Source organism: Sphingomonas sp. Leaf25 (genome assembly GCF_001421635.1).
Taxonomy (GTDB): Bacteria; Pseudomonadota; Alphaproteobacteria; order Sphingomonadales; family Sphingomonadaceae; genus Sphingomonas.
Map to the genome: position 1 here is coordinate 278,135 of NZ_LMKU01000033.1, position 12,220 is coordinate 290,354.

A 12,220-nucleotide genomic window follows, 5' to 3' on the forward strand; every position below is an offset into this window, starting at 1 on the left:
CCGCATCGGCCCCACGTGATCGATCGATGACCCGGACCCGCCGCCTCGTCCTGTCGGCCATCATGTCGGTCGCCATCGCCGGCGCGGCAGGCGGGGCGGCGACCCATCGCCCCGCGATCGCCCGGTGGTGGCAGCGGATGCACCTCCATCATCCCGGCGACGCGCTGCTCGATCGGCGCGGGCATAATTTCCATCATTTTGCCGATTGACTGCCAGCGCTGGCAATCGTAGCAGTTCGCTCAGGGATACAGCGGTCCAAAACTGGTAGCGCTATCATTCCTTTCCGCCAGCCGAAGGATCGGCGGCGGAAACCCGTGTCGCAGTCGCGGCGACGGGAGGGACTAGGGGAGGACATATGAAACAGCACCGGGCCACTCGCCATCTTTGCTCCGTCGCGTTGCTACCGCTGGCAATGCTGGCGTCGCCGTCGTTCGCGCAACAGGCCGCGCCGCAGGGCGAGGCGACTCCCGCCGTCGAACCGGATGCCGCCGCCGAGATCGTCGTCACCGGATCGCGCATCGCCCGCACCGGGTTCGACGCATCGACCCCGGTGAACGTCGTGGGGCAGGAGGACATCAAGCTGTCGGGCAACGTCAACGTCGAAAAGACGCTGGCGCAGATCCCGCAGGCGGTCGGCTCGGCGCTCGGCAGCGCCACCGCGAACACCGTGCCCGGCGGCTATGCCGACGTGAACCTGCGCGGCTTCGGGTCGCAGCGCAATCTGGTGCTGGTCAACGGCCGCCGCTTCGCGATCTTCGGGCCGGAGCAGGTAACGGATCTCAACACCATCCCCTCGACGCTGATCGCCCGGACCGAGGTCGTGACCGGCGGATCGTCGGCGGTCTATGGATCGGATGCGATCACCGGCGTCATCAACTTCATCATGCGCGACGATTTCGAGGGGCTGGAGGCACGCGCCCAGGTCAACCTCGACGCGCATACCACCACCCCGGTCTACAACTTCGACGTGACGCTCGGCGGCAATTTCGCCGAGGATCGCGGCAACGTCGTCGTCTCGGGCAACTACCTCAAGCGCGGGTCGATCACGCGCGGGCAGCGCGGCGGCTATGCGTTCGACACGCTGGTCGACGGTTGCGTCGTGCCCGGCACCGCCAGCCCGAACCGCGCCGGAACCCCGTTCAGCAACAGCTCGACGACCAATTGCGCCGCGAACGGCGGCGAGCTGGGCTTCGTGGCGGGCGGCAGCGGTGATATTCCCAACGGCCGTTTCTCGGGCATCCCCGCCTTCGCCAACGCCAGCCCCGCGTTGCAGGCGGCCTATGCCGCCGCCGGCCTGACCGGACTCGGCTCGCGCGGCTTCACGTTCAACAATGGCGGCACCGCCGCGCGTCCGGCGCTCACCCCGCAGGACGATTTCAACCTCGGGCCGTTCAACTATCTCATCCAGCCGCAGGAGCGCTGGATGATTAACAGCTTCGGTCATTACGACCTGAACGACAACATCACCGCTTATATGGAGCTGCACTACAGCAACAATACGGTCGATGCGCAGCTCGCCCCGGTCAACGTCGGCACCTCGACGCTGCTCGACGTCAACAATCCCTTCCTGACGCCGCAGCTTCAGAACGTGCTGCGCCTGCTCGATCAGGCGGAGACGGGGACGATCACCGTCACCAGCGGATCGGCGCGCCGCACGACCGTCGCCGGCGACGGGCTGGCGGTGCTGACCGCCGGGCGGCGGTACGTGGAGAACGGCGCGCGCTTCGCCAGCGAACGGCGCAACGTGTTCCGCGGCGCATGGGGCCTGCGCGGCACGATCGGCGATGCGACCGAGAATTTCCTGACCGACCTGAAGTTCGACGTCTATTACACCTACGCCCGCAGCGAGGACACGCTGCAACTGCGCAACGCCATCTCGCGCAGCCGCTTGCAGACGGCGCTCCTGTCGCAGAACGGCGCCGCGCCGGTCTGCAACATCTTTGGCGCCAACGTGTCGGCGGCGTGCGTCAGCGCGGTGTCGATCGGTGCGACCAACACGACGATGGCGACGCAGCAGGTCGCGCAGGCCAGCGTCACCGGCAATCTGTTCCGCCTGCCCGCCGGGCCGGTCGGCTTCTCCTATGGCTATGAATGGCGCGAATCGAGCGCGCGCTTCACGCCTGACACCTTCCTCGCCTCGGGCGACGTCGTCGGCTTCAACCCCGGCCTGCCGACCGCCGGCAAGGTGGGCGTGAAGGAAGTGTTCGGCGAAGTCCGCGTGCCGCTGATCCACAACACGCCGTTCATCGACAGCCTCGTCGCCAATGGCGCGTTCCGCTATTCCAACTACGACCTGAACGGCATCGGCGGGGTATGGACCTATCTCGGCGGGCTCGACTGGCGGATCAACCGCGACGTGACGTTGCGCGGCCAGTATCAGCGCGCGATCCGCGCGCCGAGCGTCGCCGAACTGTTCGGCGGCACCAGCCGGCAGATCGCGACCGCGACCGATCCCTGCTCCGGCCGGTCGGCGGCGGCGCAGCAGACCGCCGCCGTCCGCGCCCTGTGCGTGGCGACCGGCGTGCCCGCCGCCAACGTGTTCGGCGGCGGCGTGCAGCCCAATGCGTTCTTCTCGTCCGACCTCGGCGGCAATCCGAACCTTCGCGAAGAAGTGTCGGATACCTATACGCTGGGCGTCGTGTTCACGCCGCGCTTCGCCCCGCGCCTGACCGCCAGCGTCGACTATTTCAACATCTCGCTCGAAGGGGCCGTGGCGCAACTGGGCGGCGGGCTCCAGAACACGCTGAACCTGTGCTATTACACCATCCAGGACATCAACAGCGAGTTCTGCCGCGCGGTGCAGCGCAACCCCTTGAACGGCGAGATCAACGAGCCGTTCGCGGTACAGGTGCGCAACGCCAACAGCGGCCTGCTCAAGACCTCGGGGCTGGACTTCGCGCTGCGCTACCGCGTGCCCTTGGGCTTCGGCTTCCCCGGTGTGGCGAGCGACAGCTCGCTCGACATCGCCACCAGCTATACGTGGCTGAACGAGTTCACCTCGACGCCGGTCGCCGCGCTGCCCAACCTGCGCAACGAATGCGTCGGCGCATTCGGCACGACCTGCGGTCAGCCGCTGCCGCGCTGGCGCGGCAATACCCGGCTGACGTGGAACAACGACGGCCTCAGCCTGTCGCTGCGCCATCGCTACATCGGCCCGGTCTATACCGATCGCTATCTGGTGCCGTCGCGTCAGGGCGCGGCGGTGGTGCCCGACCGGGCGACGCTGGTCTATCCGCGCCTGCCCGCGCAGAATTATTTCGACCTGTCGTTCAACTATGACGCGACGCGCAAGATCGAACTGTTCGGGGGTGTGAACAATATCTTCGACCGCGATCCGCCGGTGACGACGCAGGGGCCGAACGCCAACACCTTCTCGGCCACCTACGACGTGATCGGGGCGGAATTCTTCCTTGGCGCGACGCTGAAATTCTGATCCCTCCCTGGGGCCGCGCAATCCCCTGCGCGGCCCCTTTTTCTTTTGAGGCTCGCTGATGCTGGATCGTCGTCATGTCATGCTGGGCGGGGCGGGGCTGCTCGCCGCCGCGACCCTTGGTGCGCATCCCGCCCGCGCGCTGGCCCGGCCCCTGCGCGGTGGCGGCATGGTCGACGTCCGCCGCTTCGGCGCGAAAGGCGACGGCATCCGCATCGACAGCCATGCCGTTAACAAGGCGATCGATCATGTCGCGGCGCGCGGCGGCGGCACCGTGTATTTTCCGGCGGGCACCTATGCCTGCTACACCATCCGCCTGAAAAGCCGGGTGACGCTGCACCTCGACAATGGCGCGGTCATTCTCGCCGCCGCCCCCGTCGGCACCACCGGCTACGACATCGCCGAACCCAATCCATGGGACATGTACCAGGATTACGGCCACAGCCACTGGCGCAACAGCCTGATCTGGGGCGAAGGGCTCCACGACATCGCGATCGAGGGGCACGGCCTGATCTGGGGCAAGGGACTGGGGCGCGGCGACGGCAAGGACGACTGGCTGAAGGACCCCAATGGTCCGGGCACCGGCAACAAGGCGATCGCGCTGAAAAACTGCCGCAACGTCACCTTGCAGGATTTCCGCATGCTGGAGGGCGGCTGGTTCGCCTTGCTCGCGACCGGCGTCGACAATCTGGTGATCGACAACGTGCTGTGCGACACCAACCGCGATGGCTTCGACATCGATTGCTGCCGCAACGTCCGGGTGAGCAACTGCACCGTCAACTCGCCCTATGACGACGCGATCTGCCCCAAGAGCAGCTATGCGCTGGGCGAGGCGCGCGTGACCGAGAACGTCACTATCGCCAATTGTCTGGTGATGGGCAATTATCAGGTCGGATCGGTCCTCGATGGCACCTTCAAGCGGATGCCACCCGAGTTCGCCCCGCTGATCCATGGCCGGATCAAGTTCGGGACCGAGAGCAACGGCGGTTTCCGCAACATCGCCATCACCAACTGCATCTTCGACCAGAGCCGGGGCCTCGCCTTCCAAACCGTCGACGGCGGCGTGGTGGAGGACATCACCGTCAGCAACGTGACGATGCGCGGCACCGTCAACGGCCCATTGTTCCTGCGGCTGGGCAAGCGGATGCGCGGCCCCGCCGGGCGGCCGATCGGCACGATGAAGCGTATCCTGATCCAGAACGTCACCAGTTCGGACGCGACGCCGCTCCCGTCGGTCGTCGCCGGGCTGGCCGACCGTCCGATCGAGGATCTGACCATCTCGGGCCTCTATCTCCATCATGTCGGCGGCGCGGCCCCGGCGATGGCGGCGCTGGTGCCGCCGGAGAACGAACTGGGCTATCCCGAAGCGACGATGTTCGGCGATCTGCCCGCGACCGGGCTGTTCGTGCGCCATGTCCGGGGGCTGGAACTGCGCGACATCGAGATCGCCGTCGCCGCGCCCGATCCGCGCCCGGCGCTGCGGCTGGAGGATGTGGTGGGCGCCGATCTCCACCGCATCCGCGTGCCCGCCGGGGCCGGCGCGCTGGTGACGCGGGACGTGCGCGACCTGTCGCTGACCGGCAACCGCTGGACGGCGGACCGTCAGCTCGCCGGCCCGCTCGACGCGCGCTACTGAGAAAAGCCCTTGCCCGGGGTGACGGATGCCCCGGTCATGCCCGCACCCCATCCATCTCCCGTTCATCCACTCTGTTCTTTGATCGTACGGACTTTTCCCGCTAGTGTTGCGCCGGTGCCGCAGTTGAAAGCTCCTATGGTCATGTCCCGTTCGTACTCCCACGCCGCCGCCATTCTCGGCGCGCTGGCACTGGTTCCCGTCGCCACGGGGGCGATGGCGCAGGCCGATGCGGGCAGCTTCCGCGAACTCGATACCTTCATGGACGTCTATAACCGGGTGAAGGCGAGCTATGTCGACAAGGTCGACGACAAGACGCTGATGGAAGGCGCGATGCGCGGCATGCTCGCAGCACTCGACCCGCATTCGAGCTATCTCGACGCCAAGGATTTCGAGAATCTGCGCATCGCCACCTCGGGCAATTATTCCGGCCTCGGCCTGTCGGTCACGATGGAGGACGGCGCGGTCAAGGTCATCACCCCGACCGAGGATACGCCCGCCGCGCGCGCCGGCATCAAGTCGGGCGATTACATCACCCATGTCGACGGCAAGCTGATCGTCGGCGGCACGCTCGACGAAGCGGTCGCGCAGATGCGCGGGCCGACCGGGTCGAAGGTCTCGCTGACGCTGGTCCGCCCCGGCCGCGACAAGCCGATCGAACTGACGCTGGTGCGCGGCACGATCGTGCAGAAGCCGGTCAAGTGGGAGGTGAAGGACGACATCGGCGTCATCAACATCAACACCTTCAGCGAATCGACCGGTGCCGACACCCGCGCCGCGATCGCCGCGATCGACCGGCAACTGGGCCACAAGCCCAAGGGCTATATCATCGACCTGCGCGACAATGGCGGCGGGCTGCTGACGCAGGCAATCGAGGTGTCCGACACCTTCCTCGCGCGCGGCGAGATCGTCTCGCAGCGCGGCCGCGACAAGGCGGATACCGAACGCTATTTCGCCGAGGAGATGGTGCCGGGCGATCTGGCGCAGGGGCTGCCGATCATCGTGCTGACCAACCCCGGCACCGCATCCGCCTCCGAGATCGTCGCCGGCGCATTGCAGGATCACCACCGCGCGATCGTGATGGGCGAGCGCAGCTTCGGCAAGGGATCGGTCCAGTCGATCTTTGATCTCTCGAAGAACACCGCCGTCCGCCTGACCACCGCGCGCTATCACACGCCGTCGGGCCGGTCGGTGCAGGAAGGCGGCATCGACCCCGACCTGAAGGTGCCGCAGATTTCCGATCCCGATTACAAGGATCGCCCGGTCTATCGCGAGGCCGATCTGCGCCGCCACCTCGTCAACGAAGCCGGCGTCGACGACAAGACGCTGACCGAGGATACCAAGGACGATCCGCGCTTCGCCGAAACCGCCGAATCCTTGAAGAAGCGCGGGGTCGACGATTTCCAGCTCTATTACGCGCTGCAGACGATGGGCCGCACCGGTCCCGCGACCCGCATGGCGGCCACCGCCGCGCCCAAAGCGACCCGGCGCTGATCCATGCGGGCCAATGACCTTCCGCTCGCGCGCCTGATCGCGCTGCTCCTGCCGCTGACGCTGATCGCGGGGGCGCTGGCCTCGCAATATCTGGGCGGGCTGGTTCCGTGCGAGATGTGCCACTGGCAGCGCTGGCCGCACTATGCCGCGATCGGCTTCGCCGCGCTGTCGTTCGTGGTGCCGCGCACCCATGCCAAGCGCGCGCTGGTGATGCTCGCCGGGGCGTCGGTCGCGATCAGTGGCCTCATCGGCGTGTTCCACGCCGGCGTCGAATATCACTGGTGGCAGGGCGTCACCGCCTGCACCAACACGTTGCGCGGCGGCGGCGACCTGTTGGCGGCGATCGTCGCGCAGCCGGTCATCCGCTGCGACGTGGCGCAATGGTCATTCCTCGGCATCTCGCTGGCGGGATTCAACGCGATCTTTTCGCTCGTTGGCGCGTTCATGATCCTGTGGCTGGCGACGCGGAGGCGGACATGAGCAAATGGCGGCCGGGCGACCGGAAACCGGGCGGTATCCGCTCGATGATCCGGGTGGATCAGGCGGGCGAATATGGCGCGACGCGAATCTATGCCGGGCAACTGGCGGTGATGGGCGATCGCAGCCCGATGTCGGCGGCGATCCAGGGGATGGCGGCGCAGGAGGTCGAGCACCGCGCCTATTTCGACGCGCTGATGGCCGAACGCGGCGTGCGCCCGACGATCATCCAGCCGATCTGGGACGTGGCGGGCTTCGCACTGGGCGCGGTGACGGCGGCGATCGGCCCGGAGGCGGCGATGGCCTGCACCGCCGCGGTCGAGACCGAGATCGACAAACATTACGAGGACCAGTTGATCGAACTGGGTGACGACGATCCCGAACTGGGCGCGGCGATCGCCAAGTTCCAGGCCGAAGAACTGGAGCACAAGGAAGCGGCGCTGGCACATGGGGCCGAACGCGCGCCCGCCTATCCGCTGTTGTCGGGGGCGATCCGCGCGGGGTGTCGCATCGCCATCGAAGTATCGAAACGGATTTGACCGACGGTGCGTTGTCGGCTTTGAACAGGAGCGTATGATGACCCGCTATCTTCTCGCCGGTGTCGCCGCGATCACCGCCTTCGCCATGCCCGTTTTCAGCACGCCTGCCGCCGCGCAGGTGCAGAACGGCACGCTGGTCATCTACGGCAACGACAAATGCCCGACCAACACCAATGGCGAGGAAATTGTCGTCTGCGTCCGCCGCAGCGAACAGGAACGCTTCCGTATCCCGAAGGAGCTGCGCGAGCTGGAAGTGACGCCCGAGAACGAAAGCTGGGCGATGCGTGCCGAAGCGAACCAGAATGTCGGCGCGACCGGCACCGGAAGCTGCTCGACCGTCGGCCCCGGCGGCCAGACCGGTTGCTTCGTCCAGCGCGCCAACGCCGCCCGCGCCGAACGCCGCGCCCGCCGCGATGCCGAGACGAACATCCCGCTGCCGTAAGGGGGTATCAGGGCGCGACGGTCATCGGTGCCGCCAGCGGGCGGCCGCGCAGCCGGACCGTCAGCGGATATTCGACGAAGCGCCACACCAACCATCCTGCGACCGCACTGCCGATGCAGGCGATCAGGAAGGCGGGCAGCAGCAGCGCGGGCTGCCCTGACACGAACCGGGTAGTGACGGCGGCGAATGCGCCGAGCAGGAAGCTGTGCGTCAGGTAGATGGCGTAGGATGCGTTGCCGAGCGCCAGTGACAGCCGTTCGAACCATAGCGATCGGTCCGCGTTGGTCCGAACCATCGTCACCACGATCAGCGCCGCGCCGATTGCGAGCATCTGCAACCCCGGCACCCACTTCGTCGCCGCCACCACGACGAGCAGCAGCGCGACCGCTGACAATAGCCCGGCCGGAGCGATGGTCAGCCGGGCCGCCAATGTCTGTCGCAACAGCGATACGCCCATGCCGATCGCGAAATACAGCAGCACCGGCCGGGTACAGGCATAGGCGAGGACGGCGAAGCCGAACGGCCGGGCCGGCGCGGCGATCCACAGTCCGATCGTCACCAGCGCGAACAGCGTGACGAAGACGAACGCCATCCCCCGCCGCGCCCCCAGCACCATCCCGATCGCGAACAGCGCGTAGAAGAACACTTCGTACTGGAGCGTCCAGCCGAGGCGATAGATCGGCTGGATCAGCCCATCGGGCTGGACATAGGGGAGGAACAGGAACGAATGGACCCATTCGGCGACGCCGGGGAAGCGGAAACCGGCATTGGTGCTGACGCCCAGCGTCGCGTAGCTGAACGCCACATAGAGGATCATGCTGAGATAATAGAGCGGGGCGATACGGGTGAAGCGATCGCACACGAACTGCCATCCCGCCGCTTTCCGGTCGCGCTCCGGCACCTTGCGCCGCGCGATATGCACCATGATGAATCCGCTGATCGCGAAGAAGGTAAAGACCCCCGTTTCCCCCAGATGCCACAGCAGATCGGGCAGTCCGGCGAGCGCCGTTCCGCGTCGTTCGTAGCGGTTGAGCAGATGTTCGACGACGACCGCGCAGGCGGCGATTCCGCGCAGGAATTGCAGCGGCGCGATGATGTCCGATTTCGGCTGCCCGCTCACATCCGTTGATCCCCCATGCGCGGTCCCCGTCCGTCGCGTGCGGCGAGCATAGCGGGGTACGACGAAAAGCGCCTGACAATTCCGGTTGATCGCCGGTACGCATGGCGCCGGCAGGGCAGAGGCCGGACGCGACATTCAAGGAAATGCCGTCCCGATCTGCTCCCCTCCCTGACAAGGGAGGGGTTGGGGGTGGGTAGGCCGGTTGTGGAGCGCGTAGGTTCCCTCTCGGGCCGACCCACCCCCGGCCCTCCCTTGTCAGGGAGGGGAGGTGCATAAACCGCCGTCTGTCTGAATCTCGATCGGTCCTAGGTAAGCCGGCGCTGCCACAAGAGGCGCTGTCCTACAGCATGGGGTGCGCGATAGGATCGGGAACTATGCCCCGCCCGCCGCTGTCCTTTCGTTCCTCTGGAATCGCCGCTGCGTCGTCCGTGGCGGTACGCCAACGCTATCCGACCGTTGCGATTCAGTCGCAACAACTGCGCCGTTAGTGTAAACTTTGTCAACTTTGGGGGGAATTGGATGCCCTGCGTCAGAGGGCGAGCCACCCCCATCGCTCCCCACTGTCATTCCGGCGCAGGCCGGAATCCATACGCGCCGACCTCGCGGCTCCTGTCCACCCGCAGCTCCGATCGACCCAAGGCCCCGCCACGGGCAAAGCCCGTGGCGTCGGTCGGCGCTGCCAGCGCCGCCGGCCGGGCGCACCTTGAGGCTCGGCGTAGCGTTGCTACGCCGTTGCCCGGCGCGCCTACAACACGTGCATCCACATCGGTTGCCCGATCACGCTCGGCGATCCGGTCAGCTTGTCGAGTGCCTGCGCCACGCAGCGTTCCGGCCCCTCGTGCGTCACGATCGCAACCAGCACGTCGCCGCCCGGATTGGCCCCGCGCTGGATCAGGCTTTCGATCGACACGCCGGCATCGCGCATCGCCGCCGCGATCTCGGCCAGCACGCCGACCTTGTCCGCCACGGTCAGGCGGACATAGGCGCGGCCGCGTCGTTCGCCCGGCGCTTCGGGGCTGGGGGCGGTGAGGTCAGCGGCGGGCATGGCATAGGGTACGCCATATTCGCCGCGCGCGATGTCGATCAGGTCGGCGACCACCGCGCTCGCGGTCGGGCCATCACCGGCACCGCGCCCCTGGAAGAACAGGCGGCCGACGAAATTGCCTTCGGCCACCACCGCGTTCAGCGAGCCCGTCACATGCGCCAGCGGATGGTCGAGCGGCACCAGATGCGGATGCACCCGCTGGAACTGCCCGCGTGGCCCCGCCTCGGCCATGCCGACCAGCCGGATGCGATAGCCGAGCGCCGCCGCCTCGGCGATGTCGGCGGCCAGCACATGGCGGATGCCGGTGATCGCCACCGCATCGAATGCCGGGCGCGTGCCGAACGCGACGCTGGCGAGGATCGACAGCTTGTGCGCGGCATCGACCCCGTCGATGTCGAAGCTCGGATCGGCCTCGGCAAAGCCCAGCGCCTGCGCCTCGGCCAGCACCCCGGCGAAGTCGCGGCCCTCGGCCTCCATCTTCGACAGGATGAAATTGCAGGTGCCGTTGAGGATGCCGTACACTTGCGACAGCTCGTTGGCCGCCGCTCCTTCGCGCAGCCCCTTGATGACCGGCACGCCGCCCGCCACCGCCGCCTCGAACTTCAGCGCGACGCCGCGGGCCTCGGCAGCCTTAGCCAGTTCGAGGCCGTGATGCGCGATCATCGCCTTGTTCGCGGTGACGAAGCCCTTGCCCGCCCCCAGCGCCGATCGCGCCAGCGTCAGCGCCGGGCCGTCCGACCCGCCGATCAGCTCGACCACCACATCGGCATCGCCGGTCGTCACCAGCGCGGCGGTATCGTCGACCCATTGGTAGCGCGAGAGGTCGACGCCACGATCGCGGCTGCGATCGCGTGCCGATACCGCGACGACCTCGATCCTTCGCCCCGCACGCCGCGCGATCAACTCGCCATTGGTTTCGATCAGCCGAATGACACCCGCACCCACGGTTCCAAGACCGGCGATGGCGATGCGGAGCGGTTCGGTCATAACTTCCTCTTATTACAGACGTAACAAAATTGCGGCCGGAGCATCGCCCCGGCCGGTTTCGTGTCTCTAGTCGTTGCCAGCGCCAAGGGAAAGACGCTTACTTCTTGATAAGCCCGATCTCGACCAGCCGCTCGTAGAGATAGTCGTGCGCGGTGATCGGCTCGGGATAACGGTCGGGGTTCGCGTCCGACACGCAGCCCGGCAGCGTCTCGATCAGGAAGTCGGGTGCCGGGTGCAGGAAGAACGGCATCGAATAGCGCGAATGGCCGCGCCGCTCGGCTGGCGGGTTGACCACACGGTGGGTGGTGGAGGGCAGCACATGGTTGGTCAGCCGCTGGAGCATGTCGCCGACGTTGACCACCATCGCGCCCGGCGGCGGCGCGACCGGCAGCCAGCGCCCGTCGCGGTCGAGCAGTTCGAGTCCCGCTTCCTCGGCCCCCAGCAACAGGGTGATGAGGTTGATGTCCTCGTGCGCCCCGGCCCGCACCTCGGGCGCATCCGCCGCGACCGGCGGATAATGGAGCAGGCGCAGCACCGAATTGCCGTCCTTCACCGCCGTATCGAACCAGTCGGGTGCCAGTTCGAGATAGCGGGCAATGGCGGACAGCAACCGGTCGCCGGCGGCATCGAGCGCGGCGAACAGGTCGAGGAACGCCTCGCGGAATCCTTCGGGCCGTGTCGGCCAGACGTTGGCGGGCATGACGTCGCCATAGTGATGCCCGGCGGCCAGTTCGCGCCCGACGTGCCAGAATTCCTTCAGATCGACATGGCTCGCCCCCTTGGCGATCTCGGTCTTGAACGGGGTATAGCCGCGCGCACCACCGCCGCCCTCGACGAAATAGCCGCGCTTTTCCGCTTCGGGCAGGTCGAAGAACGCCTTGGTCATCGCCCAGGCGCGATCGATCACCGCCTGATCGACGCCATGGTCGGATACCATCGCGAAACCGAAACGTTGGAACGACTGCCCGAACGCCTGTGCGAAACCATCGGGGTCCGCTTCGGCCTGCGCCATCGAGACGAGCGGAACTTCTGCAAGCAGCGTGTCGACCATAT

10 protein-coding genes are annotated in these 12,220 nt (G+C 67.0%); 7 read left to right on the top strand and 3 right to left on the bottom strand.

All coding sequences use genetic code 11. The annotated features are described in order from the left end of the window. The first annotated feature begins 26 nt into the window (after window positions 1-26). From ASE78_RS16275 to ASE78_RS16305, 7 genes are all read left to right on the top strand, one after another. Window positions 27-209: a hypothetical protein gene (locus ASE78_RS16275; protein ID WP_056498539.1), complete on the top strand. Its 183-nt coding sequence runs from the start codon at window positions 27-29 to the stop codon at window positions 207-209. A 146-nt stretch (window positions 210-355) separates the two neighbouring features. After that, the gene (locus tag ASE78_RS16280) at window positions 356-3,433 is read left to right on the top strand and encodes a TonB-dependent receptor domain-containing protein (protein ID WP_056498541.1); all 3,078 of its coding nucleotides are present in this window, start codon (window positions 356-358) and stop codon (window positions 3,431-3,433) included. Between the two features lie 58 nt (window positions 3,434-3,491). Beyond that, window positions 3,492-5,066: a glycoside hydrolase family 28 protein gene (locus ASE78_RS16285; RefSeq protein ID WP_082467281.1), complete on the top strand. Its 1,575-nt coding sequence runs from the start codon at window positions 3,492-3,494 to the stop codon at window positions 5,064-5,066. Between the two features lie 141 nt (window positions 5,067-5,207). Beyond that, a complete protein-coding gene (locus tag ASE78_RS16290) occupies window positions 5,208-6,557 on the top strand; it encodes a S41 family peptidase (RefSeq protein ID WP_056499229.1) in 1,350 nt (449 codons plus the stop codon). Window positions 6,558-6,560: 3 nt separating this feature from the next. After that, entirely contained in the window at window positions 6,561-7,037 is a 477-nt protein-coding gene (locus ASE78_RS16295; RefSeq protein ID WP_056498542.1) for a disulfide bond formation protein B, read from the top strand. Continuing rightward, a complete protein-coding gene (locus ASE78_RS16300) occupies window positions 7,034-7,573 on the top strand; it encodes a demethoxyubiquinone hydroxylase family protein (protein WP_056499232.1) in 540 nt (179 codons plus the stop codon). The genes ASE78_RS16295 and ASE78_RS16300 overlap by 4 nt, the downstream gene beginning before the upstream one ends. A 34-nt stretch (window positions 7,574-7,607) precedes the next feature. Continuing rightward, the gene (locus ASE78_RS16305; RefSeq protein ID WP_414887053.1) at window positions 7,608-8,015 is read left to right on the top strand and encodes a hypothetical protein; all 408 of its coding nucleotides are present in this window, start codon (window positions 7,608-7,610) and stop codon (window positions 8,013-8,015) included. Window positions 8,016-8,022: 7 nt separating this feature from the next. Here the strand turns inward: ASE78_RS16305 and ASE78_RS16310 are convergent, their stop codons facing one another. The 3 genes from ASE78_RS16310 to ASE78_RS16320 form a co-directional block, all read right to left on the bottom strand. Beyond that, window positions 8,023-9,135, bottom strand: coding sequence for an acyltransferase family protein (locus ASE78_RS16310; protein ID WP_056498544.1), 1,113 nt, complete (start codon window positions 9,133-9,135; stop codon window positions 8,023-8,025). Between the two features lie 745 nt (window positions 9,136-9,880). Next, window positions 9,881-11,167: a homoserine dehydrogenase gene (locus tag ASE78_RS16315; protein ID WP_056498547.1), complete on the bottom strand. Its 1,287-nt coding sequence runs from the start codon at window positions 11,165-11,167 to the stop codon at window positions 9,881-9,883. Window positions 11,168-11,264: 97 nt separating this feature from the next. After that, on the bottom strand, window positions 11,265-12,218 hold the full coding sequence (locus ASE78_RS16320; RefSeq protein WP_056499236.1) for an isopenicillin N synthase family dioxygenase: 954 nt from the start codon (window positions 12,216-12,218) through the stop codon (window positions 11,265-11,267). Window positions 12,219-12,220: the final 2 nt, after the last annotated feature.